Annotated in this window: 28 protein-coding genes; 16 read left to right on the forward strand and 12 right to left on the reverse strand. The window is 43.4% G+C overall.

The window, feature by feature from the left end; genetic code table 11:
- Positions 1-10: 10 nt before the first annotated feature.
- Both grxC and CWC03_RS01505 read right to left on the reverse strand, forming a co-directional pair.
- Entirely contained in the window at positions 11-268 is a 258-nt protein-coding gene (gene grxC / locus CWC03_RS01500) for a glutaredoxin 3 (RefSeq protein ID WP_138580300.1), read from the reverse strand.
- Positions 269-280: 12 nt separating this feature from the next.
- Positions 281-712, reverse strand: a complete 432-nt coding sequence (locus tag CWC03_RS01505; RefSeq protein ID WP_138580301.1) for a rhodanese-like domain-containing protein — start codon at positions 710-712, stop codon at positions 281-283.
- Between the two features lie 265 nt (positions 713-977).
- Here CWC03_RS01505 and gpmM point away from each other — a divergent pair, with 265 nt between their 5' ends.
- The 5 genes from gpmM to CWC03_RS01530 all read left to right on the forward strand — a co-directional run bounded on the left by gpmM (position 978) and on the right by CWC03_RS01530 (position 6,235).
- Complete coding sequence (gene gpmM / locus CWC03_RS01510; RefSeq protein ID WP_138580302.1) at positions 978-2,519, forward strand: 2,3-bisphosphoglycerate-independent phosphoglycerate mutase; 1,542 nt, start codon at positions 978-980, stop codon at positions 2,517-2,519.
- Positions 2,520-2,531: 12 nt separating this feature from the next.
- Positions 2,532-3,677, forward strand: a complete 1,146-nt coding sequence (locus CWC03_RS01515) for a murein hydrolase activator EnvC family protein (RefSeq protein ID WP_138580303.1) — start codon at positions 2,532-2,534, stop codon at positions 3,675-3,677.
- 38 nt (positions 3,678-3,715) lie between these two features.
- Positions 3,716-4,927, forward strand: a complete 1,212-nt coding sequence (locus tag CWC03_RS01520) for a S41 family peptidase (protein ID WP_138580304.1) — start codon at positions 3,716-3,718, stop codon at positions 4,925-4,927.
- Between the two features lie 81 nt (positions 4,928-5,008).
- On the forward strand, positions 5,009-5,752 hold the full coding sequence (locus CWC03_RS01525) for a divergent polysaccharide deacetylase family protein (protein ID WP_138580305.1): 744 nt from the start codon (positions 5,009-5,011) through the stop codon (positions 5,750-5,752).
- A 9-nt stretch (positions 5,753-5,761) separates the two neighbouring features.
- Positions 5,762-6,235 carry a GNAT family N-acetyltransferase gene (locus CWC03_RS01530; RefSeq protein ID WP_138580306.1) on the forward strand — a complete coding sequence of 158 codons (474 nt, stop codon included), beginning with the start codon at positions 5,762-5,764 and terminating at the stop codon, positions 6,233-6,235.
- Positions 6,236-6,256: 21 nt separating this feature from the next.
- Here the strand turns inward: CWC03_RS01530 and CWC03_RS01535 are convergent, their stop codons facing one another.
- The gene (locus CWC03_RS01535; RefSeq protein ID WP_138580307.1) at positions 6,257-6,910 is read right to left on the reverse strand and encodes a DUF2987 domain-containing protein; all 654 of its coding nucleotides are present in this window, start codon (positions 6,908-6,910) and stop codon (positions 6,257-6,259) included.
- 137 nt (positions 6,911-7,047) lie between these two features.
- On the opposite strand from CWC03_RS01535, the gene CWC03_RS01540 reads away from it, so the two are divergent.
- Positions 7,048-7,467, forward strand: a complete 420-nt coding sequence (locus CWC03_RS01540) for a CBS domain-containing protein (RefSeq protein ID WP_128725325.1) — start codon at positions 7,048-7,050, stop codon at positions 7,465-7,467.
- 53 nt (positions 7,468-7,520) lie between these two features.
- On the opposite strand, the gene pepB is transcribed toward CWC03_RS01540, so the two are convergent.
- Entirely contained in the window at positions 7,521-8,816 is a 1,296-nt protein-coding gene (pepB, locus tag CWC03_RS01545) for an aminopeptidase PepB (RefSeq protein ID WP_128725326.1), read from the reverse strand.
- A 76-nt stretch (positions 8,817-8,892) separates the two neighbouring features.
- Here pepB and sfsA point away from each other — a divergent pair, with 76 nt between their 5' ends.
- The 10 genes from sfsA (at position 8,893) to CWC03_RS01595 (ending at position 17,089) form a co-directional block, all read left to right on the forward strand.
- Positions 8,893-9,612 carry a DNA/RNA nuclease SfsA gene (gene sfsA, locus CWC03_RS01550; RefSeq protein ID WP_128725327.1) on the forward strand — a complete coding sequence of 240 codons (720 nt, stop codon included), beginning with the start codon at positions 8,893-8,895 and terminating at the stop codon, positions 9,610-9,612.
- A 174-nt stretch (positions 9,613-9,786) separates the two neighbouring features.
- On the forward strand, positions 9,787-10,230 hold the full coding sequence (gene dksA, locus CWC03_RS01555; protein WP_017216564.1) for an RNA polymerase-binding protein DksA: 444 nt from the start codon (positions 9,787-9,789) through the stop codon (positions 10,228-10,230).
- 10 nt (positions 10,231-10,240) lie between these two features.
- Complete coding sequence (gene gluQRS, locus CWC03_RS01560; protein WP_138580308.1) at positions 10,241-11,188, forward strand: tRNA glutamyl-Q(34) synthetase GluQRS; 948 nt, start codon at positions 10,241-10,243, stop codon at positions 11,186-11,188.
- 173 nt (positions 11,189-11,361) lie between these two features.
- Complete coding sequence (pcnB, locus tag CWC03_RS01565) at positions 11,362-12,678, forward strand: polynucleotide adenylyltransferase PcnB (protein WP_138580326.1); 1,317 nt, start codon at positions 11,362-11,364, stop codon at positions 12,676-12,678.
- Positions 12,679-13,158, forward strand: coding sequence for a 2-amino-4-hydroxy-6-hydroxymethyldihydropteridine diphosphokinase (gene folK / locus CWC03_RS01570; protein ID WP_128725329.1), 480 nt, complete (start codon positions 12,679-12,681; stop codon positions 13,156-13,158).
- Between the two features lie 23 nt (positions 13,159-13,181).
- Complete coding sequence (gene panB / locus CWC03_RS01575) at positions 13,182-13,976, forward strand: 3-methyl-2-oxobutanoate hydroxymethyltransferase (protein WP_138580309.1); 795 nt, start codon at positions 13,182-13,184, stop codon at positions 13,974-13,976.
- A gap of 85 nt (positions 13,977-14,061) precedes the next feature.
- On the forward strand, positions 14,062-14,910 hold the full coding sequence (panC, locus tag CWC03_RS01580; RefSeq protein ID WP_138580310.1) for a pantoate--beta-alanine ligase: 849 nt from the start codon (positions 14,062-14,064) through the stop codon (positions 14,908-14,910).
- 9 nt (positions 14,911-14,919) lie between these two features.
- Positions 14,920-15,150 (forward strand): hypothetical protein, encoded by a 231-nt coding sequence (locus CWC03_RS01585; protein ID WP_138580311.1) that lies wholly within the window; start codon positions 14,920-14,922, stop codon positions 15,148-15,150.
- A gap of 326 nt (positions 15,151-15,476) precedes the next feature.
- Positions 15,477-16,670 carry a porin gene (locus CWC03_RS01590; protein WP_138580312.1) on the forward strand — a complete coding sequence of 398 codons (1,194 nt, stop codon included), beginning with the start codon at positions 15,477-15,479 and terminating at the stop codon, positions 16,668-16,670.
- An 11-nt stretch (positions 16,671-16,681) separates the two neighbouring features.
- Positions 16,682-17,089 (forward strand): type 2 periplasmic-binding domain-containing protein, encoded by a 408-nt coding sequence (locus CWC03_RS01595; RefSeq protein WP_138580313.1) that lies wholly within the window; start codon positions 16,682-16,684, stop codon positions 17,087-17,089.
- On the opposite strand, the gene CWC03_RS23915 is transcribed toward CWC03_RS01595, so the two are convergent.
- The 8 genes from CWC03_RS23915 to CWC03_RS01645 form a co-directional block, all read right to left on the reverse strand.
- Positions 16,979-17,239, reverse strand: coding sequence for a hypothetical protein (locus CWC03_RS23915; protein ID WP_349304201.1), 261 nt, complete (start codon positions 17,237-17,239; stop codon positions 16,979-16,981). The genes CWC03_RS01595 and CWC03_RS23915 overlap by 111 nt on opposite strands.
- A gap of 183 nt (positions 17,240-17,422) precedes the next feature.
- Complete coding sequence (locus tag CWC03_RS01610; protein WP_138580315.1) at positions 17,423-19,045, reverse strand: methyl-accepting chemotaxis protein; 1,623 nt, start codon at positions 19,043-19,045, stop codon at positions 17,423-17,425.
- Between the two features lie 209 nt (positions 19,046-19,254).
- Positions 19,255-20,223 carry a PstS family phosphate ABC transporter substrate-binding protein gene (locus CWC03_RS01615; protein WP_128725335.1) on the reverse strand — a complete coding sequence of 323 codons (969 nt, stop codon included), beginning with the start codon at positions 20,221-20,223 and terminating at the stop codon, positions 19,255-19,257.
- A 77-nt stretch (positions 20,224-20,300) separates the two neighbouring features.
- Complete coding sequence (phoR, locus tag CWC03_RS01620; protein ID WP_138580316.1) at positions 20,301-21,629, reverse strand: phosphate regulon sensor histidine kinase PhoR; 1,329 nt, start codon at positions 21,627-21,629, stop codon at positions 20,301-20,303.
- A 51-nt stretch (positions 21,630-21,680) separates the two neighbouring features.
- On the reverse strand, positions 21,681-22,370 hold the full coding sequence (phoB, locus tag CWC03_RS01625; RefSeq protein WP_138580317.1) for a phosphate regulon transcriptional regulator PhoB: 690 nt from the start codon (positions 22,368-22,370) through the stop codon (positions 21,681-21,683).
- 302 nt (positions 22,371-22,672) lie between these two features.
- The gene (locus tag CWC03_RS01630) at positions 22,673-23,626 is read right to left on the reverse strand and encodes a porin (protein ID WP_138580318.1); all 954 of its coding nucleotides are present in this window, start codon (positions 23,624-23,626) and stop codon (positions 22,673-22,675) included.
- A 521-nt stretch (positions 23,627-24,147) separates the two neighbouring features.
- A complete protein-coding gene (gene fba / locus CWC03_RS01640; protein WP_010607559.1) occupies positions 24,148-25,212 on the reverse strand; it encodes a class II fructose-bisphosphate aldolase in 1,065 nt (354 codons plus the stop codon).
- A gap of 198 nt (positions 25,213-25,410) precedes the next feature.
- Positions 25,411-26,589 carry a phosphoglycerate kinase gene (locus CWC03_RS01645; RefSeq protein WP_099031641.1) on the reverse strand — a complete coding sequence of 393 codons (1,179 nt, stop codon included), beginning with the start codon at positions 26,587-26,589 and terminating at the stop codon, positions 25,411-25,413.
- Positions 26,590-26,675 lie beyond the last annotated feature (86 nt).

A 26,675-nucleotide genomic window follows, 5' to 3' on the forward strand; every position in this document is an offset into this window, starting at 1 on the left:
TCAATCAATCTTATGCTTGTAATAGCTTATCGAGTTCGCCTTGCGCTTCAAGCGCCATCATATCGTCGCAACCACCAATATGGCGCTCAGCGATAAAGATTTGTGGAACGGTATAGCTACCGTTGGCTTTCTCGATCATCTCGTCACGAAGCTCAGGCTGTGCGCCAATATCATACTCTTTGTATGTGACACCTTTTGCATCTAATAATGCTTTTGCGCGATGACAAAATGGACAATAGTCTTTGGTATAAATTACGACTTGGCTCATCATAGACCTCAGTTATTTTCCGTTAGAGATTGGTAAACCCGCACTTTGCCATGCGCCAATACCACCTGATAATACGAACACTTGCTGGAATCCAGCTTTGTGCATGTTATCAGCAACAGCAGATGCCGTCATACCTGTGTTACAGACCAATATAATGGGCTTAGATTTATGTTTTTCAAGACCAGCAAAATCTTTTTGCTTGAGTTTTTCCGCACTCACCTGCTCAGAACCTGCAATGTGACCTTGGTTAAACTCTTTTGCTGCACGCATATCGAGTACCTGACCATCTTGGCGGTTAACTAGCATGGTTAGCTGCTGAGGATTAATTTGTCTAATTTTCGAAAACTTACTCTTAAACCAACTACTCACTAACATCGCGGCTAACACAACCCAAATGATGCTAAGTACCGGATGGTTACCTAAAAACGCAACGTATTGTTCCATTAATTTATCAACCAAAAATTATTAAACGATAAAGTGGCAGCAAGTATACCTGCTTTATTCTCGACAAAACAGACTTGTTCAACATGAGCAAATATCAATCTCAAAGTTGATAATTCATCACTGTGGGGCTGAATATTCATACAAAAAAAGGTATTCTACTTGTCAGCAACCAGAGCAAACTTATAGTGACGCTGCAAAGCTCGACATTGTAGCGCTTGTTATAAGATTTCAACATCGTGCCTAATTCAGGATTTCAGGAGCGCAAATGACAGCTAAGAAAAAGCCATTGGTATTAATGATTTTAGACGGTTGGGGCTATCGCGAAGAAAGCGAGAGCAATGCTATTTTAGCAGCCAATACCCCAGTATTAGATGAACTATGGCGCTCTGCTCCGCACACCTTGATTTCAGGTTCAGGTCTTGATGTTGGTCTGCCTGATGGGCAAATGGGGAATTCCGAAGTTGGCCACGTTAACCTCGGCGCGGGGCGTGTGGTTTATCAAGACTTCACGCGGATCACTAAAGCGATTGATGATGGTGAGTTTGAGCACAATCCAGCTCTGGTTGAGAACATAGACAAAGCAGTAGCAAAGGGTAAAGCAGTTCACCTGATGGGATTATTGAGTCCAGGTGGCGTTCACAGTCATGAAGACCATATAGTTGCGGCAATTAAATTAGCAGCTGAGCGCGGTGCAACCGTTTATTTGCACGCATTTTTGGATGGCCGCGATACACCACCTCGCAGCGCACAGGCGTCAATTGAAAAAATGGAAGCCTTGATGCAGTCACTCAATTGTGGCCGACTAGCGTCTATTATTGGTCGCTACTATGCTATGGACCGTGACAATCGTTGGGATCGCGTCGAGTCTGCATACAACCTGATGGTAAGTGGCGACGCTGATTTTACTTATAGTAATGGTGTTGAAGCGCTACAGGCAGCTTACGCGCGTGATGAAAACGATGAGTTTGTTAAAGCATCGGTGATCGCCGAAGAAGGGCAACCAGCCGCTACTATCAATGATGGTGATACGGTTATCTTTATGAACTTCCGTGCAGACCGAGCGCGCCAAATGACCCGTGCTTTTGTTGATGCTGACTTTAGCGGCTTCGAAAAACGTAAAGCACCGGACCTAAGCGCGTTTGTTATGATGACTGAGTACGCTGCCGATATCAAAGCCCCTATCGCTTTCGCACCTGAAGCATTGGTTAACGTGCTAGGTGAATGGCTAGCTAAGCACAACAAAACTCAACTACGTATTTCAGAAACGGAAAAGTATGCCCATGTCACTTTCTTCTTTAGCGGTGGTCGCGAAGATCTCTTTGAAGGTGAAAAACGTGAACTTATTCCTTCTCCACAAGTTGCCACTTACGACTTACAGCCAGAGATGAACTCAGAAATGCTAACTGATAAGTTAGTTGAAGCAATTCATAGCGGTGAATTTGACGTGATTATCTGTAACTACCCAAATGGTGACATGGTTGGGCACTCTGGTGTATTCGAAGCTGCTGTAAAGGCATGTGAAGCCGTTGATAAGTGTATCGGTCGTGTGGTTGCAGCCCTAAAAGAAAGCGGTGGTGAAGCTCTTATTACCGCTGATCACGGCAATGCAGAGCAAATGCTTAACCCTAAAACAGGTCAAGCTCATACCGCTCACACCAGCGAGCCTGTACCATTTATTTATGTAGGTCGTGATGCAGAACCACAAGCAGGAAAAGCATTAAGCGATGTTGCACCAACAATGCTGCATTTACTCGGTATGGAGCAGCCTAGCGAGATGACTGGCACTCCAATTATGCGTTTAAAATAACGGTCTGCCTGTATGCCGTTAAAAACGACATTTCACTATGCCGCACTTCTCGGTGCGGCATTACTCATTGCAACAGCGCCCGTTGTTGCCAACGAATCTAGAACCAAACAAGACTTAAGCGAAGTCCAACAACAACTTAAAGCTAGCCAACAAGCTTTGGAAAAGCAGCGCGGTGAAATTAATCGTCACGAAGCGAAGCTCAAAGCCTTTGAACTTGATATTGCCAAAAGTGCCAAAGCAATCTCACTCACAGAAGTAGGGATCAAAGAAAACCAAACCGAGCAGGCTGAACTTAAAAAGCAAGAAAGCAAGCTGCTAAACGACAAGAAAAAATTTGAAAAGATCCTCGCGGCTCAGCTAAAAAGTGCCTACATGACAGGCTCTCATGATTATTCCAGAATGTTACTTAATCAAGAGCATGCCACAAAGCTAGAGCGTACCATTGCCTATTATGATTACCTAAATAAAGCACGGATTAAACAGCTCGAACAACTGAAATCTATCGGCCAAGAATTGGCACAGACTCAAGCAGAGTTAGCGCGAACACAAGCACGCTTAGAAGCGCTACAAGACCATCAGAACGAACGCTTGGAAGCGCTCAAAAAGGCGCAGCAAGAACGTCAAAATCAGCTTGCAAACCTAAATAACAAACTCAGTGAAACACGCTCTGCTATCGCATATTTAAAAGAAAATGAGCAAACCTTAATCCAAACTTTAGAAGAGCTTGCCAAGGCCCAAAGAGAAGCCGAAGTACGCTTAGATGGGTTAGCCAAACTCAAAGGCAAAATGAGTTTACCGACCAGAGGCCGAATTAAGCATAAATTCGGCCAAAGCAAGCATGCCGGCATGAATTGGAAGGGGGTCCTCATTGGTGCAAAAGAAGGTGCTGAAATTGCGAGTGTCGCCCCCGGTCAAGTCGTATATGCGGATTGGTTAAACGGCTTTGGCTGGGTTATTGTACTTGATCATGGTCATGGTTTTATGAGCCTATATGGCCACGCACAAACGCTGCTTCGCGATGTGGGCGATCAAGTTCGCAGTGGTGAAGTGATCGCTTTGGTAGGACAAAGCGGCGGACAAAGAGATTCTGGTCTATACTTTGAAATACGGCATAAGGGAAGCGCTGTAGATCCGATAAAATGGTGCAGATCCAGTTAACTGAATAACCCGTGCTGCGCCTTGATGAGGAGCAGCACATGAATAGACAAACCCGTTTTTACGCGCTCGCAGCGCGCTATGTTGCATTATTAAGCTTCCTGCTTTTGTTAAGTTTTAGCGCTTTTAGTCACGCGTCGACACAAAAGTTTTCGGCTCAAGAAATCGATGAAATCCTGTATCATATTCACACCTATTACGTTGAAGACTTACCTCTGAGCCGTTATAACGCAGGCAATCTGTCGAGCCTTTTTGATAATTTAGATCCCTACTCCAAATACCTCAACGAGGAAGACTTGGAATCCATCTTCAGTGCAGCAAATGGACGCTACACTGGGCTTGGTATCGAAGTCGAGGAACAAGATAATTACGTGATTATTTTAGATACTCTACCCAATTCCCCTGCGGACCAAGCAGGAATAGAGAGCGGTGATAAACTCCATGCAATCAATGGGGCTAATGTCGTGGGTAAGTCGATAGAAGAAGTATCTGCCCTACTCAAAGCTGCAAATAAAAATCTCATCAATTTAGTGGTGTTAAGACAAGACGAGCTGGTTGCACTTGAGCTTAAACGTCAAGAGATAGTCATCGAAAGTGTCGCTAGTAAACTTTTAAATGACGGTACCGGTTTTTTAAGCGTCAACAGCTTTAATCACCACACCTACCATGATGTAGCAAGACAAATAAACCGACTACAAGTACAGTTAGGCAGTCCATTGAACAAGCTGGTTATTGATTTACGTGACAACCCCGGTGGTACACTTAATAGTGCCGTGGCAATCTCAGATCTTTTTTTAGATAGTGGCACAATCGTTACAACCAAAGGCCGCTTCTATGACGCCAATCAGGCTTACATCGCAAAGCGGGGAGATATCCTAAATGGTGCGCCTATTTTGGTGTTAATCAACAATAATTCCGCTTCAGCGGCCGAGATTTTAGCCGCCGCACTCAAGGATAATAAACGTGCCTTAGTCGTTGGCTTACGTTCTTATGGTAAAGGCTCGGTTCAATCCTTGATCCCGATAGGCAATGGTACTACTGCATTAAAGTTAACGACAGCGAGATACTACACACCAGCAGGTACATCAATTGAAGGTAAAGGCATAGAGCCAGATGTATATTTTACCAAACAAGCGCTTTCCCTGCTCGATAAAAGCGCTATAATCACTGGTGAAGAATCAATCAAAACAACCGGTATTGAACAGCTAGCATCGCATTGGCCTAAGGCGCTGGCGTTAGTTCAACCACAGTAAATAAAAAGCGGTCCTGTAGGGCTGTAAACTATAATAATAATTTGTGTGCTAAAAAAAATAATCGGGATAATACTGGCCTGCATGACCTTTGCAGTGCCGGCAAAACAGTTTGCCATTGTTATAGACGACATTGGCAATCACCAACGTGACTTAGAGTTACTGTCTTTACCGGGTGGGATCACTTTTTCGATCCTGCCCCACACGCCCTTTTCTCAACAATTTGCCTTTGCAGCCAGCCGCCAACAACGCGAGCTTTTATTACATGTGCCAATGCAGGCACAAGACTCGGAAAAGGCGCTTGGTCCGGGCGCATTAACCACCGATATGGAAAAATGGCAGTTGCAAATGACACTTGGCAACGCGCTATCGACACTGCCTCAGGTTAAAGGCGTAAACAATCACATGGGCTCAGCACTAACCGAACAAATAGAGCCAATGAAATGGACTATGGAAATATTAAAAAAGCGCGGATTATACTTTTTAGATAGCCGTACCACTAGCCACAGCCAAGCCCAATATGCAGCCAACCTTTACGGCGTGAAAAACGTCGCTCGACAGGTCTTTCTAGACAATGACATATCCACAGAGGCACTTAACGAGCAGTGGCAGCATATGCTTAAACTACTTGATAATCATGAGCATGTGATTATTATTGCACACCCATATAAGGAAACTGCCGCATTTCTTGCAACCAAGTTAGCTGAGCTTGAAAGTATTGACGCCAAACTGGTTCCTGTGTCTCAACTGATTGAACAAAAATACGTACGACTTGCAGAAATTGCAGAGCAACCTGCTATTTCCGGACAATTACGACTCCAAGAATAAAGGCTAACAATGATTATAATCAGACCGTTTCAAAGCGGCGAAGAAGCCGCGCTACACAAGCTTATGTTTGACACAATACGCTCGGTAAATATACAGCATTACTCCGATAAGCAAGTTAATGCATGGGCACATAGCGACATTGCCGAGAAAGGCTGGCAAGACCGATTAAGGAGTAATCAACCCCTTGTCGCCGTGCTAAATGGTAAAATTGTTGGCTTTGCCGATATCCAAGCCGACGGTCTTATTGACCACTTTTTTTGCCATGCCGAACATCAAGGCCAAGGCATAGGTAAAGCACTTATGCTCGCACTTTTAGAACACAGCAAAACAACCAACACAACGCGCTTATTTTCCCATGTTAGCAAAACGGCTAAACCTTTCTTTGAACATTTTGGTTTCCAAGTGATAAAGGAACAACAAGTGAAGGTTCGTGGCGAAGTGTTAACTAACTATCTGATGGAAAAGGATATGCTCGCCTGCTAGCAGACATACGAACTTTCTTCCCTAGTCAATAGGCGCAAACTGCGTTGGTAAGGCACTAAATTGCAAAGGTGGATTTTGCTTCATCCACTTTTTCTTATTGGGGATTTGGATCTTAAACTCATTATCCGTCACAAACTTTTGGGTTTTACCTTTTGCATCCACAAACTGAATTGATGCAGGCTCGGTAAATGTAAACTCTAGTTCATCAAAGCTTGGAGCAAACCAAGACAAGCTACCAGCCATCAACTCAACAAAAGCGTCCATATCCTCTAAAAGAATAAACAAATCGCGATACATAACCCGCTGCTTAGTCAGCGGCGCTATATCCGTATTGACCATAATCGCAACAGCATCTTTTTCTTGATTGATCACTAAATTAACTTTATCAGCACGAAACTGCTGGAGAATAGGTAAATCAATATTGCCGTCTTTATCTATGATACCATTGGCAATGATCTTGCCATCTTGCTCCAACCAAAGTTTAACATCCTCTAGCGCGATATCAGGCTGCTTCACTTCCACTGTAAATTTAGACAAGATATATTGCGACTGCGCTTTGTTGGCGATTAAATCTAGAATTTGATTAATTTCTCCATATTCAACACTTCGCTCAGCGGCAAAAACAGAGTTGCAAAGTAAGCTCGCAACAGCACCTAACATCAGTAACTTTTTCATTGGGTTAGCCTTTCTTATTGTTATCTTCATAAGAGCAGTTCTTCGAGAAATAGTTCAAAACTTGATCTCAATTCCATACATGCCAAATAGATCAGGCTAAACTCAACATAAACATATGGAGTGAAAAGGAGTAACAGATGACCCAAACCGTAGCTGATTTAATGACCCCAGATCCTTTTGCAGTGATTGCTGAAAATACCTTGCAAGATGCGCATAATTTAATGAAAGAAAAAAACGTTCGTCACATCCCAGTAATTGACGAAGCGGGAGTCTTGGTTGGTATGCTCACGCAAAAAATTATGATCGCCAAGGTAATGGGAATAATGGCAACCTACGGCGCAAATGCGCTTGCAAGAAAAGAGAAACAAACAAAAGTACGAGATATTATGGCGACCGATTTTGCGAGCGTGCGCCCGGGTCAATCATTACAAGATGTGGTGCGATTTTTTGTCGATAATCGCCATGGCTGTATGCCAGTGGTAGACGAGCAAAACAAATTGGTTGGAATACTGACTTCATCAGACTTTGTGCGACTCGCCGCGGCACTATTGTCTTAAACGTGGTAATAAACCGAGTGTATTCCGCGGAATACACTCAGCTAACCACATGATTACGCTTTTTCTTGAAGCGTTCTCGCTACGGTTCTCATGCCTAAGGTCGTTGCACCTGCAGCCCATTGACCACCTGCGCTATTTTGGAAAGAAGCTGCAAGGTCGATATGTACCCAACCTTGACCTTCGTTTGGTACAAAGCGAGATAGGAAGCCTGCAGCATTCGATGCACCACCAAAGCCGCCACCTTTTTGTGCTCGGCTGTTAGCTGTATCCGCATAAGGCGATGGACAGTTATTTTGGTGCCACTTTTCAAGAGGTAACGGCCACGCGGCTTCAAATTCGTCACTCGCGTACTGCTGTACATCGCCGACAAGTGCTTTATCTAAGCCAAATAGTGCATTGTACTCTTGACCTACCGCAACGAGCGCAGCGCCCGTTAACGTAGCAGCATCAATGATAAGCTCAGCGCCTGTTTCACCGGCAGCCATCAACCCATCAGCCAATACTAAACGTCCTTCAGCATCGGTATTCACGATTTCCACTGTGGTGCCATTTTTGTAGGTAAGAATATCACCTAACTTATAGGCATGGCCTGAGATAAGGTTCTCAGCACAACATAGGAACAACTTAACACGACGGTCAAAACCACGCTGGATAGCCAGCGCTAAACCAGCCGTTACGGTTGCCGCCCCGCCCATATCACACTTCATCGTAAGCATGCCTTCGCTTGGCTTAATCGAGTAACCACCTGAGTCAAACGTGATCCCTTTACCCACAAGTGCAGCGCTAACTGGAGCGTCATCATTACCCGTCGGATTATAGTCAAGCTCAAGCAGTACTGGTGGACGCTCACTGCCGCGCCCGACTTCATGAATACCGATCCATTGTTGCTCTAACAACGCGTCGCCTTTAATGATTTGATAGCTAACATGCTCTGGTGCCAATGACTGAATAAACTCAGCCGCTTTTCCAGCAAGGCTTTCAGGGTAAATGTCTTCAGCCGTACCGTTGATCATCTGACGCATCCATGTTGCCGACGCTTTTAGTGCATCAAGCTCTTTTAGATCTGATTGGTCGTTGTCAACAAACACCACACCATCTAACGCTTTTGGTGACACAAAACCTTGATAAAAAGCCCATTGAGATTCAGTACACCACAAGTCACCTTCTAAATGAACTTGTTTAATCCCTTGTTGTGCGATGCTACGAGCCGCTTTCTGAATATTCTTCAGCGTTTCGTCTTGTTGTAAATGGATAAAAGCACCGTCCTTTTCAAACGACAATGCAGCACCAGCAGATAAATACTCTGGTTTAGCGTCTTCACTCAGTCGTACAATAAATTTCTCTGACATTCTCTTTTCACTCTTGTGCTTGTAAGTGTGGTTAAGTGTACACTAGCCACTAAATACACCCAACCTAAAGCGACCAATGAAGTTTTCTAGGCAATTACAACAAGCAACCTTGCTCAAACGATATAAACGCTTTCTTGTCGACTTACGCGCCCCAAGTGGTGACGAATTCACCGTACACTGCGCCAATACTGGTAGAATGACCAATTGTGCAGACCCGGGATTTACAGCCTATTATTCCACCAGCGATAACCCTAAGCGAAAGTACATTCATTCGTTGGAGCTGACGCAAGATAATGATGGTCATTTTATTTGTGTAAATACAGCGGTGGCCAATAAAGTGTCTGTTGAGGCCATTGAGCAAGGAAGAATAACGCAATTGCAAGGCTACAAAACACTTCAAACTGAGGTGAAATATGGGGCTGAAAATAGCCGAATTGATATTTTGTTGAGCAACCTCGAAAATGGACAATCCTCGCAATTCTGCTACGTTGAAGTAAAGTCGGTGACGTTGCTCGAGCAACAGCAAGGTTTTTTCCCTGATGCTGAAACCTTAAGAGGTCAAAAACATCTTAGAGAATTAATCCACATTAAACAGCAAGGTCACCGTGCGGTATTACTGTTTGCCGCGCTCCACACAGGGATTAATTGCGTCAAACCAGCCAGTCATATAGATCAAAGATATGCAGCGTTAGTGAAAGAAGCAATTTCTCATGGGGTAGAAATCATTGCTTACCGAGCGCATATTGACGACAACCAAGTACAATTAATTGAAGAAATTCCTTTTGATTACGCTTGACTTTTTTCATGTCGCCCACATATAGCCGTGATAGTTTTCTCCCCCAAAATAGTTAAACATTGAAAAAGTGGCTGACATTTGCAGCAAAAAAGTGTTTGCTAAGGGGTAAAGATTTTGCTATTTATACCCGCCGGCGAAAGCTGGGGTTATGTATTAAGGATTTAGGAGAATGGTATGCCAGACCAGAAAAAACTAGGGTTATTGGCTCAAGCCGGTGTAGAACCTTATCAAGAAAAGCCAGGCGAAGAATACATGAATGAAGCACAACGTGCTCATTTCAAAGCGATATTAGAAGCATGGCGTGCCGATCTACGTAATGAAGTAGACCGTACTAAGACACACATGCAAGACGAAGCGGCAAACTTTCCTGATCCTGTGGACCGTGCAGCGCAAGAAGAAGAGTTTTCTCTTGAACTGCGTACTCGCGACCGCGAGCGTAAGCTAATCAAGAAAATTGAGAAAACACTTCAACTTATCGAAGATGATGACTTTGGCTTTTGTGAGTCGTGCGGTATTGAAATCGGCATTCGCCGTTTAGAAGCGCGTCCAACAGCTGATCTTTGCGTTGATTGTAAATCTCTCGCAGAAATCAAAGAAAAACAACAAGGCAGAGGATAATCTCAGCCCTGTGTCCCCAAGCTTAAAGCAAACTGGGAGCTATCGCGGTCGATTTGCTCCCTCGCCTTCCGGTCCACTTCATTTCGGCTCTCTTGTAGCCGCCCTGAGTAGCTATTTAGACGCAAAAGCTAATCAAGGTAAATGGCTCGTTCGCATCGAAGACATAGACACACCGCGTGTAGTTGCGGGTGCTGCCGACAAGATATTAACCACACTTGAAGCATACGGCCTTTACTGGGATGAAAAGGTTGTCTATCAATCACAGCGCCATGCCCTATACCAAGCCTATTTGACGACACTAAAATCAGACTCCCTTGTGTATCCATGTCAATGTACAAGAAAGCAAATTAAAGCAATGGGTGGCTTTTACAATAACCATTGCCGAGCTTTAGCGCTAAGTTGGCAAGATAACGCTTTGCGCCTACAGCAGCGCTGTCCAGTTACTGAATTTAATGATGCAATACAAGGCATGGTTGTCATTCCCTCAGCAATTGCGCATGAAGATTACATCGTTAAACGCCGCGACGGCTTATTTGCTTATCAATTGGTGGTGGTAGTTGACGACATAGAGCAAAAGATTAGTCATATCGTACGTGGTGCTGATCTGCTAGAACCCACAGCAAGACAAATTAGTTTATTTCGACAGCTCAATCAGCCATCACCTGAGTACGCTCACGTGCCTCTGGCTGTCGCAGAGCCCGGATTTAAGTTATCTAAGCAAAATCATGCTCCAGCTATTAATAACCGCAACCCGCTACCAACCCTTTATGCCGCGCTGCGTTATTTGCATGTGCCGGTTGATTCTCTCCATAATTATCAAGATGTTGACGCATTACTGACTCACGCTATTGATATTTTTAGTCTAGATAGCGTTCCTAAAGTACAGGAAATTCAACTAGACTCTCTAGAAAATGGCGATTTTGCTTTTCGTCCACTGTTTTCAAGTACTTCAATTTAGTCTCATTTGAGTATATGATAGCGAGCCTTAAATGCGACCTGTTTTAAGACAAAAGCAGTGGTTCACAACGACTAGAATAGAAAACTTGATTGCTCAGGAGACGAGTTATTATTTCCAAGCTTGTAAACTTTTGCCGCCAGTTTGTAACTGGAAAAGGCGATGAGACGGTGAAAATGGCCAGCCCGACACCTGCGATAATTCCTCGCAGCGAGCATGGTATATCTCGTAAACAATTTAGCCCTAACGCTATCAAAGTGCTCTATCGCTTAAAAGACGGTGGCTATGATGCCTACCTAGTTGGTGGTTGTATCCGCGATATCATGCTAGGAATAGAGCCTAAAGACTTTGATGTCGTTACCAATGCAACACCTGAACAAATCAAAAAGCTCTTCCGTAACTGTCGCTTAATAGGTCGTCGTTTCCGCCTTGCGCACATTGTTTTTGGACGGGAAATTATTGAAGTTGCCACCATGCGTGGCCATCACCAAAGTGATGATTCTTGTGCCACGACAAGTCAAGCCAGCGAACACGGGCAGCTATTACGCGACAATGTCTACGGCAGTATTGAAGAAGATGCCGAGCGCCGCGACTTTACTATCAATGCGCTATATTATTCGATCAATGACTTTACTCTACGCGACTTTGCCGGTGGTGTTGCTGACATTAAAGCGCGTAAAATTGAGTTGATTGGCGATCCTGAAACTCGCTATCGCGAAGATCCGGTACGCATGCTCAGAGCCATCCGCTTTGCAACCAAACTAGATATGGAGATTGCTACCCCGACCCGCACTCCGATTAAAGCACTAGCGCCGTTACTTGGACATATTCCAGCTGCACGCTTGTTCGAAGAAACGCTAAAGCTATTTTTAAATGGTAAAGCGGAAAAAAATTTTCTTCAGATGCGTGAATACGGCTTATTTGCGCAGTTATTCCCGGCGCTCGATAAAATCCTAGCACAGCCTGACAATGACTTTGAGCGTCGCTTTATTCAGCAAATGTTTGCCAATACGGATAGCCGTATCAACGCGGATAAAAAAGTAACTCCTGCATTTATCTATGCAGCACTTTTATGGTTCCCTATTTTAGCTAAAAGCGAAGCGCTCGCGGCCGAAGGTATGAATGAATATGATGCCTTTATGCAAGCCATTAATCACGTTCTTGCTGAAAATGCTAAGCACGTTGCAGTGCCTAAACGCTTTACTTTAGGTGCCCGAGATATCTGGCATATTCAACAACGCCTAGATAAACGTTCAGGCCAGCGTGCATATCGCCTAAGCTTGCAGCCGAGATTCAAAGCTGCATATGATTTCCTATTATTGCGTGTTGAAAGTGGTGAGCAAGAGCAAGAAGAGCTTGCAGCTTGGTGGACTGACTACCTCAAGAATGACGTCACCGGCCAGAAAGACATGGTTCGCAACTTAGGTAACCAAAGCAAACCTAAGCGTCGTTATAATAGACGTAAGCCAAAAAGAAAACCGAAAGAAGATTAAATGAATATTGCGTACATTGGATTAGGTGCAAACCTATCCGAGCCGATGGCACAAATACAGCGAGCACTTGATGTGCTCGCCGCCCATCCAGACCTCTCGCTTGTCCAGCACTCTAGCCTGTATGGCTCAAAACCTATGGGCCCTCAAGATCAACCTGATTATGTGAATGCCGTAGCGAAACTAGCAACATCATTAACAGCAGAGTCTTTACTCGATGTATTGCAACAAATAGAGCTTGAACATGGTCGTGTACGCAAAGCTGAGCGCTGGGGACCGCGCACGCTCGATTTAGATATTCTGCTTTTTAATACCGACACCATTCACAGTGATAGGCTTACGGTGCCACACTACGGCTTGAAAGAAAGAGAATTTGTCGTCTATCCACTATTAGAGATAGCGCCAGAACTCAAATTACCTGATGGCACTGAGCTTGGCTCTTTATCACAGCACTTACCACTTAACGGATTAGCAATCCTCTAATAAACCAATTCAAGGGGTTTACCATGGCAAAAATTTCCGTCTCTACACTTGCCAAAATGAAGCGTGAAGGAACAAAAATAACCGCTCTCACCGCTTACGATGCAAGTTTTGCAAAGTTATTTCACGACAATGGCGTAGATGTCATCTTAGTGGGTGATTCTCTGGGTATGGTTTTACAAGGTGGTGAAGACACTTTAGCCGTTACCACGGATGACATTGCCTATCATACCCGTTGTGTAAGAGCTGGTAGTAAGGAGCTATTCGTTATCGCCGATATGCCTTTTATGAGCTACTCAGATCCACAGTCAGCCTGTCAGAATGCGGCTACCTTGATGCGCTCTGGTGCAAACATGGTAAAGCTGGAAGGTGGTGAATGGCTCTACGACAGCATTGCACAGCTTACCCAGCAAGGGATCCCAGTTTGTGGCCATTTAGGGTTAACACCACAATCAGTGCACGTGTTTGGTGGCTTTAAAATTCAAGGTCGTGAGGAAACTCAGGCACAAAAGATGATAGCGGATGCACAAGCGTTAGAACGTGCTGGTGCACAAATGATTGTGATTGAATGCGTGCCTTCAGCACTGGCTAAACGCATTACCAAAGCCGTGGCAATTCCGGTCATTGGTATTGGCGCGGGTAAAGACACCGATGGCCAAATTTTGGTGATGCATGACTTGGTTGGTATTTCTGCAGGCTATATTCCTAAGTTCTCGAAGAACTTCCTGCTCGAAACCGGCAACATGCCAGATGCGGTGAAAAAGTTTTGCGCAGACGTGCAATCAGGTGACTTCCCGGGGCCAGATCACGAATTTAATTAAATTTGCGATGAGCACTGCTTATCGCTGAGTCTGATCCAAGCATTTTGTTTGGGTTGGTATCGTTATTATTGAGTTAGAGTACAACATGCAATCAGTTACTGAGATTAAATCGTTACGAAGCCAGATTAAAGCTTGGCGCCAACAAGGATTGAGCATTGCCTTCGTACCAACGATGGGCAACCTTCACCGTGGTCATTTTTCCTTAGTAGAAAAAGCGAAAACCTTAGCGGATAAAGTCGTTGTCAGTATCTTTGTAAATCCAATGCAATTTGGTGCGAACGAAGACCTCGACAGCTACCCACGTACGCTCGATCAAGATAAGCAGGGCCTTGCAGAACTAGAAACGGATATTGTGTTTACACCTACCGTTGAGACCATATATCCTAACGGCCTAAATGCGCAAAGTTTTGTTGATGTACCAGGGGTCTCTGAGGGACACTGCGGTGGCACACGTCCAGGACACTTCCGCGGTGTTGCAACCGTTGTCACTAAACTTTTTAACTTAGTACAACCTGATTTTGCTTGCTTTGGTGAGAAGGACTTTCAGCAGTTACAGGTCATCAAAACAATGGTAAAAGACCTGTCTATTCCTATTGAAGTAATTGGTGTTGCCACTCAAAGAGAAGTTTCTGGACTGGCGATGAGCTCACGTAATGGTTATCTCTCTGAATCAGAAAAAGATACTGCTAAAGTACTTTTTCAAGCACTAAAAGCTGCATCTGACGCTTTAGAAAATGGCGAAAAAGATTTTTTGAAGGTAACAAAAAATGCAACAGAAATGCTGCACAATGCAGGTTTAAAGTTGGATTATTTTAACATTTGTCAAAAAGATAGCTTGAAACCTGCTACACTCGAAGATAATCAACTCGTCATTCTTGCCGCAGCTTTTCTCGGCAAAGTCAGACTGATTGATAATATTCAAGTCACGGTCTAAGGAATAATAATGAAAATTGCGTTCGCCTTGCTAGTACTTTCTACCACCCTATTGGGGTGCAGTAACTCTATCTCACCTGAGTTGAATCAATGTGCACAACAGAATTATCAATGCGAACGCAGCTGTGAGATGCAAAACACGCCAGAGACAATGTCTTTACAGATATGCACTGATAAATGTATTGAGCAGTATAATGCCTGCAAAGTACAGGCTGAGAAAATTACCGAGAGCAAACGATAGTTTGCTCTTTTTGGCAAAAATCCCCCTAATATTATTTTAAATACAAGCACTTTCTAACTCCTGCCGTTATTTTTTATTCACCTTTTTAGAATATTTTGCGATACAATAAACTGGTCTGATGAGATAGGCATACAACACCACTTAACTTGGCTCGAGACTTAGGCTCTTAAACAATACAATCAGTGAGCACTAACTTTCTTAATAACTTGTTATTTCTGGTTTTTATTCTAACCTCTAAGACAAAGTAACACTATTTTTGAGCTCAGTATCAGCGCTTTTAATGCGTGTTACGGACACGACTCTTTGCAAAGAAAATGGGAATCAATATGAAAAAGTCAGCAATTGCTTTAGCGATGGTGCTTGGGACAGTGAGTTTTCACAGCGCCGCTGAAATCAGAATTAATGGTTTTGCTTCCATTATTGGTGGTCAAACGCTAGATAGTGACGACACACTATATGGCTATGACAATGATTTTGATATGGAGAATCGTAGTTTATTCGCCCTACAACTTTCCGCCGATCTACAAGAAAGTCTAACAGCCACAGCACAGATCGTAGGCCGTGGTCAGAATGACTTTGATGCCGAGTTTGAATGGGCATACTTAACTTACGCGATTTCAGATTCCTCACAGATAAGCGCAGGTAAAATGCGTATACCATTCTATCGCTATTCTGACTTTTTAGATGTGGGTTATGCATACCGCTGGGTTAAACCACCTCAATCAGTATATAACCTAAGCTTTAGCACCTATAACGGTTTGAGTTATATCCATAATTCTACATTAGGGGAATGGGAAAGCACTGTACAGCTAGCTTTAGGCAGCGTAGATGACGATATTGTTGCTATTACTTACTCAGATGAAGCTGAGTTAAACAACACAGTAGGTATAAACTGGACACTAAGCAGAGATTGGTTCAGTGCGCGTGCGGCCTACTTTGCTACCGAAGCGAGCATTAGCGCAGCTAATAGCCCTGAACTATCGAGATTATTGGCTGGGTTAACTAGCTACGGGCTAACGCAACAAGCGGATGATATCGCTGTCGATAAAGATGATGCTTACTTTGCCGCGGTTGGTATTGCTATCGACTACAACGATGTCTTGTTCGACGCAGAATACACTCAGTTTGAAGTGGATAACAGTATACTTGCTAAACAACAGCAGTATTACGCTTCCCTCGGTTACCGTATTGATGCATGGACTATCCACCTAACCTACGAACACAATGAAGATAAGAATGAGAACGACGAGTTTAACTCTGTCCCACTCACCATCACCGCTCCAAATGGTGTAACCATTCCCGTCACGACCGATCCAACCAATCCAAATGCACCTTATTTAAGAACTCTTGTTAATGGTGCGCTTGCAGGCGCTCGTGCAGAGTCTGAAACATGGAGTATTGGTGCACGTTATGACTTCCATCCATCAGCAGCATTCAAAATTGAACTAAACCAATTCGATAACACGTTGACAGATCAAAAAGTTGAGCTGTTGAGCTTTGGTATCGATTTAGTATTCTAACGGAGGCTAATATGATTAAAAAAATACTGAGCTTAGGGCTATTGTTAGCCAGCCAGTCTGCTTTAGCAGATATTGCTGTTATCGTGAACTCAGCCAATGCATCTGCTGTTGATGACGGTACTATCAAAAAGTTGTTCCTAGGCAAAAGCAAATCATTTGCCGATGGTCGTAGTGCGACCCCTGTGAATCAAGATGGTAATGCTGTATTTGACGAGTTTAACGACAAAGTGATTGGTAAATCTAGCTCTCAGCTAAATGCCCACTGGTCTAAATTAGTATTCACCGGTAAGGGAACACCTCCGAAGAAGCTAGATAGCGATCAAGCGGTAATCGATTTTGTTTCGAGCAATGCAGGCGCAATTGGTTATATTGACGCAAGCAAAGTAACCGATGCCGTCAAAGTGATAGGTAAATACTAGGGCCTGTTGACCTTTGCTGTTTGATTTTTGTTCTTCTGAGTGGGTTTTGGTCGCGACGCTCGACTTGCCGCCTAGTGATCTAGGCAAAAGTTGAGCAACAATGATCAAAGCGCACTCAGGTGAACCCAAAGGGCAGCGCTTGATTGGCATTTCTACTGTGTTCTCGCCTGACTCACATAGAATGACTATGCTACGCAGGCTCTGCCTTGTATAAATACCAATCAAACTGCTGCAAAAGCAAACTTGAAAGATAAACAGGCCCTAATATTCCTTATCAAATAAAAACAGCCACTTAATGTGGCTGTTTTTATTTGTCGTTTAAAAATTAAAGCATTAAACTCTAAATTTTGAGGTTGCATCTTTCAAGTTGTCGGACAATACATGGAGATTCTCAGCAACATCTTGTACTTCATTCAACGCTTGCATTGTGTCTTGGAAAGACTGGTGCATAGATGTCACATTGTTTACTACCATCGCAGCAACAGAAGTTTGCTCTTCCGTTGCCGCAGCAATTTGACCATTCATGCTATTTATTGACAAGATTTGTGCTGCTATCTGCTCAATCGACTGCCCAGTTTGTGCTGCAGCTTCAGCATTATTAATTGCCATACTGCTTGCACTTGTCATTGCTTTCACCGCTTGATTTGCCGCTTCTGTTAACACATTTAAAAGCTCTCTTATCTCATTGGTCGACTTGGCTGTTCTTGAGGCTAATTCGCGGACTTCATCCGCAACCACCGCAAAACCTCGACCTTGCTCACCAGCACGAGCCGCTTCAATCGCAGCATTTAAAGCAAGTAAATTGGTTTGCTCTGCGATTGATGTGATCACATTTAAGATTTGCGTCACGTTCTGTGTATCATCAGCTAGTTTATTGATCGTCTCTGCTGCATGGTTAATTTCTTCACTTAACGCTTGTGACTCATTAACTGACACCTGAATCTGGCGCTTACTCTGCTCAACTTCTTGTTCAGCCAGTTGAGCAGCATCAGAAGCTTGTGACGCTGAATGAGAGATGTCACCCACACTTAACCGCATTTCTTCCATAGATTGACGTACCACTTCCGCGTCATGCGTTTGTTGATTAGTTGCCCCTTCAGCTTTTTCCATTCCCTGAACAAGACGACTAGAGTCTTTCATCAAGGGTTCGACGACACTCATCACCTCGACAACCGCACCTTTTAGTAGCGCGACAAATTCATTGAAGTTGATGGATACTTGGCCAATTTCATCGTGAGAGCGCACATTGAGCGTGGTGGACAAGGAACCTTGCCCTTGCGCTAATAGTTTCAGGTTTTGCGCTGCATCCTTAGCAGAGTTACCAATACCTCTTGCAATCACAACCGCCAAGAAAACCAGAATAAGCAAAGAAATAACAGCCACAATCAACATTATCGTGAGCGCATTTGCTGAGCGCGCTTCGGTATTTTGAAGCAATTCAACAAAACGATCATTCGCGTTCGTTTTAGCCTTTGTAAAGTCTGCGACTAAACCTTCGTAGATTTCAGTTTTCTTTTTGGCATCTTCTTGGATACGGGAAAAATCAGCGGTGCCATCAATCATTCCCCCAGCGATTTGTTGCGCAATTTTGCCGTATTGTGCAAGTTCCTCGCTATTATCTGAAGGCATAAAACCGCTTTGTACAGACTCAATTTTTTGCAGGTTAGCTTGAATGTGCTGTTGATATTCTTTTGCTTTATCTAATAATTCAGCATCCCCGAAGGTTACAGCTTGAGTGAATAGCTCATCTAAATTCTGCAGCTTATTTGCGTTTTCTGTGGCGAGGTTAAGAATTTTGTATGTCTGCTCCTCTAATTCATTTAATGCCCTTTGATTAGAGCTAATAGCGTTGTAATTAACGAACACGATAACCACAAAAGCAACAACCGCAACGAGCGTAATTGCGTGGATCTTTTTGGTGATACTAAGATCAGCAAAAGCAGTACCTAGACTCATATATACACCTTTTGAAGTAAGACGAGTTCATTATCGACTGATTTATTATAAATTTTAACTAAATATAGAATATTTCCAGCTTTTTTGCCGCTTGAGGATGAAGATTTAAACAAATTATTCAATCTGGGAACATGGAAGTGTGAAAGTAAAAAATGCCGCTCAATGAGCGGCATTAATAACAACAAGTAATTAGCGGGTCGAGTAATTGATTAGAGCAAACCTAACTTTTTCAATTCACGTGTCGCCATTTCGCTAGAAAGAGGAACATAACCGTCTTTCTCAACAATCTTTTGACCTTCTTTAGACAATACCATCTTCAAAAACTCAGCTTCGATAGGTGCTAATTCTTTATTAGGGTGCTTGTTCACATATAGGTATAGGAAGCGAGACAGTGGGTATTTACCCTGTGCCACATTTTCTAATGTTGCATCAACGTAGTTCGTGCCTTTTTTCGCTAGTGGTACGGTACGTACGCCTGAGGTTTTATAACCGATACCAGAGTAACCAATCGCATTCACTGAAGACGAGATAGACTGTACCACAGACGCAGAACCTGGCTGCTCGTTAACATTATTGCGGAAGTCGCCCTTACACAGTGCTTTTTTCTTGAAGTAACCATAAGTACCAGATACTGAGTTACGACCATAAAGCTGGATATCTTTTGCAGCCCAATCACCCGTTAGACCAATGTCACTCCAGCGATTTGCTTGTGCTGATGCTCCACACTTACGCGTCGAAGAGAAGATTGAATCAACCTGTTCAATTGTTAAGCCTTCGATTGGATTATCTTTGTGTACAAATACTGCTAGGGCATCAATTGCAACACGAACTTCTGTCGGCTTATAACCGTAGCGCTTTTCAAAAGCTTCGATTTCTTTTGACTTCATCTTACGGCTCATTGGACCGAAGTTTGCCGTTGCTTCCGTCAGAGCTGGTGGTGCAGTTGAAGAACCAGCAGCCTGGATCTGGATGTTTACGTTAGGGTATATTCTTTTGTATTCTTCTGCCCAAAACGTCATCATGTTGGCAAGCGTGTCAGAACCCACAGAAGAGAAGTTTCCTGAGATACCGCTGGTTTTATTGTACTCTGGTAACTTTTCGTCTAAAGCAGATACTTGAGTAGAAACTAATGTAGTAATAGCCACACCCATTGCGGCAACTAAGCTTTTAAATTTCATTGGGGTCACTCCAGTTGTTGGTCCCAGTTATTTTACGCAGCTCATTGTGCAGCGATAAAATGACAATAAAATTACTCTTAAATTACACTTTTATGACTTTCATCATTTGTCATAAAAATTCGCTTTTGTTTGGGGAAAGCAAACCAAAAACGAGAGCCTTCACCCACTTTACTTTCAATATGTAAAGCCGAGTCATGGCGAGACAATACATGTTTAGTAATTGCCAAACCAAGGCCCGATCCGCCTGTTTTTCGACTACGTGCTTTATCCACACGGTAGAAACGCTCAGTTAGACGGTTAATATGTTCAGGCGCAATACCATCACCATTATCAACGACACTAAACGTCGGCAAGTCGTTTTCTAAATACCAACGTACATGAATGTGCCCACCGGATTTGGTGTAATGAATAGCATTAAAAATTAAATTTGAGTAAGCACTGCGTAACTCGTCCCCTGCCCCTTTGATATCCAAAGTCGGATCAATATCAAAAACGAGCTCATGGCCCTTTTCCTGATTAAGTGACTTCGCTTCGGTATGAATAAGATCAAGCATGGCAGGAATATTCACGGCTTTGTCATTGTCTTGCTTTCTCGCCCCTTCGATTCGAGACAAGGAAAGAAGTTGATTTACCAGACTATCCATCCGTTTACACTGATCTATCATAGTACCATGTGCTTTAGCCCACATTGCGGGGGGGGGCATATTATCACTATCCATCATCTCTAGATAACCAGCCATAACGGTTAGCGGCGTCCTTAGCTCATGAGACACGTTTGCGACAAAGTCTTTGCGCATCTGCTCTAGTTGCTTTAGTCGACTAACATCACGCGCCACTAGCATAAGTTGTTCGGCATAAGGCATTACCCGTATTTCGAGCACTTGCTCATGGCCAAGCCCAGTCTCTAGCTCTAACGCTTCATCAAAACGGTGTTCATGCATGTATTTTACAAATTTAGGATCTCGGATAAGGTTATCTAGCCTCTGCCCATGATCTGTAGGCCATTGCAAACCCAGCACTTTCAAGGCTAATTGGTTACACCACACGATACTGAGATCTTGTTGCAGTACAACGACCGCATCTGGGATAGCTTCAGCCCCCTCACGAAAGCGTCGGATCAGTTCAGCGAGTTCATTTCGCTTTTTACGATTACGTTGCTGAAGCTGATAAATCCCTTCAAACACTTGTTCCCAAGCGCCCTTACCTTCAGGTGGATTAAAACTACGTTGGTTGAGCAGCCAGTCACTCAAACGATAGAGTTGTTTGTAATGCCAAACTAATAAGACGAAAGCACCGATGAAAAGAAACAGAAAAGGTGCACTGACTAAATAGCCAATTAAGGCTAATGGTAGGAAATACAAAAACAGGCGCCTTGTTAACGCCTGTTTATCAATCACTCGATACATAGACTAAATCCATTTAGGAACCAAATAATTCAGTTCCTCTTGGAATACTAATTACAGTTTACTCGAAAAGCGGTAACCTGCACCACGTACAGTTTGCACTAAGCGATCATGGCCAAGTGGTGCGATAGCTTTACGTAGGCGACGAATATGAACGTCTACAGTGCGGTCTTCAACGTACACGTTAGTACCCCATACGTGATCTAACAGCTGTTCTCGGCTATAAACTCGTTCAGGGTGTGTCATGAAGAAATGTAATAAACGAAACTCTGTCGGCCCCATATCTAACTCAGTACCCGCAGATGTCACTCGGTGAGAAATAGGGTCTAAACGTAATCCGTGAACTTCTATCGCTTCTTCTAGTGATGTTGGTGAAACTCGACGCATTACCGCTTTGATACGAGCCATTAACTCTTTAGGAGAGAAAGGCTTTGTCACATAATCGTCCGCACCAACCTCTAATCCTTTAACTTTGTCTTCCTCTTCACCTCTTGCCGTTAGCATGATGATTGGGATCTGACGGGTATATTCACTTTGCTTAAACTTTTTAGCAATTTGAATACCACTGCCTCCTGGCAGCATCCAGTCTAGTAGCACCATATCTGGATAAGGTTCTACCATAGCAGAAACCGCTGAATCATAGTCTTCCGCTTCAATTGCTTGAAAACCATTTTGCTCTAGTACGAACACCAACATTTCTCTAATAGGTGCTTCATCATCAACTACAAGTACTTTACGTGACATTCCCAATGTTCTCTCGTTACCGACGTTGTTGATGTCATTATTATGACTAACTGTGACATTTTTATGAAAGTGTAACGTGTAAACGCAAAACAAGCCAAAAAAATCTCTTTTTTGGCTACAAAGGGAATTTCTTGATCAATCACAACCTTATGATTTTAAATAAGTTTAATAATAAAAATTTGACGACAAAACAGTGTTTTCGAAATATGGGCTACAACTCCCAAACCACACTACAAAAGCGACGCTGAAATTCACCGCAAAATCAACGCGCTTTTTGTAAATAGTCATACGCCTTTTGTAAATTAAAAGTCATATCTCAATGTGACCGCCATCGTATTATGATCTTCGTTATTATCCAAAGAAAATTTCGAATACCAAAGATACATACGAGCTTGTTTGCTTAGACTTTTTTCCACACCTACAGAGGCTGCATTGCCAGAGTCTTTCAGCTTACCTGCAGCCCCATCCGAATCTTGATATTGAGCCAGTAAGGTATATGACTCAATTTGGTAAGCAGCACTCACCATGAAACTATCTACTTCCTCATCGCTATCTATTGCTTCATTTTGTTGATATATACCACCGAGTTTAAAGTCTCCCAACTTTCCTTGTACCGTAACGCGATTAATGTCTTGTCCCGCGACTTTATTATCATGAGCAACAGCTACATATACATTGGTTTTCTTGAGTTTACTATCACCATAACTTGCCGACAAAGATAAGCCATCTTCTCCGTTTTGTTTGCTGTTGTCTTCGGCTATATAACTCACTGTAAACTGTAAATGATTAATCGCTGGAGTCGTATACTGCACGGTGTCACCAAGGCGATTTTCACCAACAAAGAACGAATTAATATCACTAGAAAAATCATTCATTAAGTCCACTTTGCCTTGCGACTTTTTCATCGGTGTATCATCACGCCCGATCAGGAGCTGACCATAGCTCCCTTTAACCCCAAGGTATTGAGAGCGTGCTGTAAGGTTATCACCTGATTTACCATCTTTGTCTTGATCCGTGATCTCAACTTGGAATTCATATTTATAAAAAATCTCAAGCCCTTCTTGCAGCTTTGCAGCCCCCTTTAACCCCATGCGAGAGTTGTAACTTTCAATTGAAGTATCGCTGTCACCATCTTTATCAGAATTCTGTACACCGACATGCGCTCTACCGTATAGAGATACAGCTTCGTTTGCATAGCTACAAACACTCATAGAGCAAAAGCTTAGAGCAACAAATGGTAGGTATTTCATTTTCATCTTTGATCACCTTGGATAGTATTTGGGCGCAGTACAACAAGGTTTGAGATGCCGAAGCCAGACAGAGCGGACGTAGCGAACAGATCTCGTATTTTTAAAGTTAGACACTTTTAGCTGGAGATCAAGAAACGAACTCCGGGATCAGTATTTTATTAACTGCTCAAGCTCTGCGATGGGCAGGATCAAATTTTTACTAACAAGATCGACCCCAAGATCATTTTCTTACTAACTAATTGCAGCTTAGCGCTGGATCCAGTTGGTATAAAAATGATCTAAGAGAGGCTAACTTATTGATCTGATGTTTTGAAATGTGTCTACTTAGTCAAACAATGATCTTTGTTAGTAAAGATCTGATCCCTATTTACCTCGCTAGTAAAATGGCGATCCAAGTATATTTTCACCCAGCAAGCCCTTGGTTTCCAATCAAGGATCAGATACAAAAAAAGCCTCTATTTCAGAGGCTTTTTGAAGTATCAAAGTGCAGCGCACAATTTTACTTAGTCAAACTTTGATCCAGTTAGTTATTTCACTTTAGGATCTAATTCACCTGTTAGATATCTCAAGTGCATATCATCAAGTGAAATTGGCTTGATCTTAGCTGCTTGACCAGCTGTACCGAACGCTTCGTAGCGGGCAACACAGATCTCAGTCATCGCTTTCGTTGCTTCCGCTAAGAATTTGCGTGGATCGAAGTTGCTAGGGTTTTGCGCAAGATGACGACGAATGGCACCTGTAGATGCTAAACGAAGATCGGTATCGATATTAACTTTACGAACACCGAATTTAATACCTTCAACAATTTGCTCAACCGGTACACCGTAAGTCTCTGGAATTTCGCCACCAAACTCATTGATGATTGCTAACCAGTCTTGCGGCACCGAAGACGAACCATGCATTACTAAGTGAGTATCAGGAATACGAGCGTGGATTTCTTTGATGCGGTTAATAGCTAAGATATCGCCCGTTGGTGGACGAGTAAATTTATAAGCACCGTGTGATGTACCACAGGCAATTGCAAGTGCATCTACATTGGTTTTCTTGACGAAGTCTGCAGCTTCTTCAGGGTCTGTCAGTAGCTGGTCTTCTGTTAATTTACCTTCAGCGCCAATACCGTCTTCTTCACCAGCTTCACCAGTTTCAAGAGAACCAAGTACACCTAGCTCGCCCTCAACAGACACGCCACAGGCGTGCGCCATTTCAACAGTACGACGAGTAACGTCCACATTATACTCATAGCTTGAAGGCGTTTTACCGTCTTCCATTAGAGAGCCGTCCATCATGACTGATGAGAAACCAAGTTGAATTGAGCGCTGACATACAGCTGGTGAAGTACCATGATCTTGGTGCATTACAACTGGAATATGAGGCCATTCTTCTACAGCCGCTAAGATCATGTGGCGGATAAATGGTGCACCAGCATATTTGCGTGCACCAGCAGAACCTTGCACGATCACCGGACTATTTGTCTTGTCCGCAGCTTCCATAATCGCACGCATTTGCTCTTGGTTATTCACGTTAAATGCCGGAACGCCATAACCATGCTCAGCTGCATGATCGAGAAGTTGACGCATACTGATTAAAGCCATATTGCTTTTCTCCAATTGTTGATAGCCACCGCTATCGGTTTGAACGGATAATATGTTTACACCAGCCAACGCTGATGAAGTTAACCATTTTATTTGTTGGCTAACCGGACGCTACGCGTCGTCAAGTAAACATCAAGTATGTGAGAGAGTGATGTTTACCTGATATTAAGAGGCAGCTTAACGCTACCTCAATCAATTTTAGTCTTTCGCTCGCTGCTCAAGCATTGCGACCGCAGGAAGTGTTTTCCCCTCAAGGAATTCAAGGAAAGCACCACCACCTGTAGAAATATAAGAGATATCTTGCTCAACACCATACTTATCGATAGCAGCTAACGTATCGCCACCACCAGCAATTGAGAATGCTGACGACTTAGCGATGGCATTGGCAATCGCTTCAGTACCATTACCAAATTGGTCAAATTCAAATACGCCCACAGGGCCATTCCAAACCACAGTGCCAGCACTCGCAATGATCTCTGCAAGTTGAGTTGCAGTATCAGGACCGATGTCGAAGATCATGTCTTCGTCTGAAACTTCGCTTACATCTTTAATCGTCGCAACTGCAGATTCTGAAAACTCATTACCTACAACCACATCAGTCGGAACAGGAATATCGCCGTCATTCGCTCTGGCAGCAGCCACTAGCTTGTTCGCTTCAGGGATCAAATCCGCTTCGTACAGCGACTTACCAACAGGGTTACCCGCTGCAGCAATGAAAGTATTAGCAATACCGCCACCAGTCACGAGTTGGTCAACAACCTTAGATAATGAATCAAGCACCGTTAGTTTAGTTGATACTTTAGAGCCGCCAACGATGGCCACCAAAGGACGAGCTGGGTTATCTAGTGCTTTGCCAAGCGCGTCGAGTTCAGCTGCAAGCAATGGGCCTGCACAAGCCACCTCAGCGTACAAGCCAACACCGTGTGTTGAAGCCTGTGCGCGGTGTGCAGTTCCAAAGGCATCCATCACGTAGACATCACAAAGCGCAGCTAGTTTTTTCGCGAGTACTTCATCGTCTTTCTTCTCGCCAACGTTAAAACGCACGTTTTCGAATACGATAACTTCATTGTCTTGTACATCCACGCCGTCTAGATAGTCAGTCACTAAACGTACATCTTGAGATAACGCATCATTAAGATAATCCACAACCGGCTGCATGGAGTATTGTGCATCATATTCTCCCTCGGTTGGACGACCTAGGTGAGACATCACCATCACTTTAGCACCTTTTTCTAGCGCTAATTTGATACTAGGTAGTGCAGCACGGATCCGCGCGTCCGACGCGACTTTGCCATCTTTAATTGGCACATTTAGGTCTTCGCGGATCAACACACGCTTGCCGTTTAAATCTAAATCCGCCATCTTAATGACTGACATTGGACATCTCCTTAAAGAACGATACATTTTGTTATCTACAAGGCAGCAATCGTTTACTACCTCGGTTTGAATTATTGTTTTAATTT

This window comes from Pseudoalteromonas sp. S2755, from assembly GCF_005886535.1.
Lineage (GTDB): Bacteria > Pseudomonadota > Gammaproteobacteria > Enterobacterales > Alteromonadaceae > Pseudoalteromonas.

Excerpts from the sequence above, each read along its gene's own strand:
- gpmM (WP_138580302.1), top strand. The coding sequence starts at position 978 with ATGACAGCTAAGAAAAAGCCATTGGTATTAATGATTTTAGACGGTTGG.
- CWC03_RS01525 (WP_138580305.1), top strand. The coding sequence starts at position 5,009 with ATGACCTTTGCAGTGCCGGCAAAACAGTTTGCCATTGTTATAGACGAC.
- CWC03_RS01630 (WP_138580318.1), bottom strand. The coding sequence starts at position 23,626 with ATGAAAATGAAATACCTACCATTTGTTGCTCTAAGCTTTTGCTCTATG.
- panB (WP_138580309.1), top strand. The coding sequence starts at position 13,182 with ATGGCAAAAATTTCCGTCTCTACACTTGCCAAAATGAAGCGTGAAGGA.
- CWC03_RS23915 (WP_349304201.1), bottom strand. The coding sequence starts at position 17,239 with ATGCCAATCAAGCGCTGCCCTTTGGGTTCACCTGAGTGCGCTTTGATC.
- CWC03_RS01535 (WP_138580307.1), bottom strand. The coding sequence starts at position 6,910 with ATGAAAAAGTTACTGATGTTAGGTGCTGTTGCGAGCTTACTTTGCAAC.
- CWC03_RS01530 (WP_138580306.1), top strand. The coding sequence starts at position 5,762 with ATGATTATAATCAGACCGTTTCAAAGCGGCGAAGAAGCCGCGCTACAC.
- dksA (WP_017216564.1), top strand. The coding sequence starts at position 9,787 with ATGCCAGACCAGAAAAAACTAGGGTTATTGGCTCAAGCCGGTGTAGAA.
- folK (WP_128725329.1), top strand. The coding sequence starts at position 12,679 with ATGAATATTGCGTACATTGGATTAGGTGCAAACCTATCCGAGCCGATG.
- CWC03_RS01615 (WP_128725335.1), bottom strand. The coding sequence starts at position 20,223 with ATGAAATTTAAAAGCTTAGTTGCCGCAATGGGTGTGGCTATTACTACA.
- panC (WP_138580310.1), top strand. The coding sequence starts at position 14,062 with ATGCAATCAGTTACTGAGATTAAATCGTTACGAAGCCAGATTAAAGCT.
- sfsA (WP_128725327.1), top strand. The coding sequence starts at position 8,893 with ATGAAGTTTTCTAGGCAATTACAACAAGCAACCTTGCTCAAACGATAT.
- CWC03_RS01645 (WP_099031641.1), bottom strand. The coding sequence starts at position 26,589 with ATGTCAGTCATTAAGATGGCGGATTTAGATTTAAACGGCAAGCGTGTG.
- pcnB (WP_138580326.1), top strand. The coding sequence starts at position 11,362 with ATGGCCAGCCCGACACCTGCGATAATTCCTCGCAGCGAGCATGGTATA.
- CWC03_RS01515 (WP_138580303.1), top strand. The coding sequence starts at position 2,532 with ATGCCGTTAAAAACGACATTTCACTATGCCGCACTTCTCGGTGCGGCA.
- CWC03_RS01520 (WP_138580304.1), top strand. The coding sequence starts at position 3,716 with ATGAATAGACAAACCCGTTTTTACGCGCTCGCAGCGCGCTATGTTGCA.
- phoR (WP_138580316.1), bottom strand. The coding sequence starts at position 21,629 with ATGTATCGAGTGATTGATAAACAGGCGTTAACAAGGCGCCTGTTTTTG.
- CWC03_RS01590 (WP_138580312.1), top strand. The coding sequence starts at position 15,477 with ATGAAAAAGTCAGCAATTGCTTTAGCGATGGTGCTTGGGACAGTGAGT.
- CWC03_RS01595 (WP_138580313.1), top strand. The coding sequence starts at position 16,682 with ATGATTAAAAAAATACTGAGCTTAGGGCTATTGTTAGCCAGCCAGTCT.
- grxC (WP_138580300.1), bottom strand. The coding sequence starts at position 268 with ATGAGCCAAGTCGTAATTTATACCAAAGACTATTGTCCATTTTGTCAT.
- fba (WP_010607559.1), bottom strand. The coding sequence starts at position 25,212 with ATGGCTTTAATCAGTATGCGTCAACTTCTCGATCATGCAGCTGAGCAT.
- CWC03_RS01540 (WP_128725325.1), top strand. The coding sequence starts at position 7,048 with ATGACCCAAACCGTAGCTGATTTAATGACCCCAGATCCTTTTGCAGTG.
- pepB (WP_128725326.1), bottom strand. The coding sequence starts at position 8,816 with ATGTCAGAGAAATTTATTGTACGACTGAGTGAAGACGCTAAACCAGAG.
- CWC03_RS01585 (WP_138580311.1), top strand. The coding sequence starts at position 14,920 with ATGAAAATTGCGTTCGCCTTGCTAGTACTTTCTACCACCCTATTGGGG.
- phoB (WP_138580317.1), bottom strand. The coding sequence starts at position 22,370 with ATGTCACGTAAAGTACTTGTAGTTGATGATGAAGCACCTATTAGAGAA.
- CWC03_RS01505 (WP_138580301.1), bottom strand. The coding sequence starts at position 712 with ATGGAACAATACGTTGCGTTTTTAGGTAACCATCCGGTACTTAGCATC.
- CWC03_RS01610 (WP_138580315.1), bottom strand. The coding sequence starts at position 19,045 with ATGAGTCTAGGTACTGCTTTTGCTGATCTTAGTATCACCAAAAAGATC.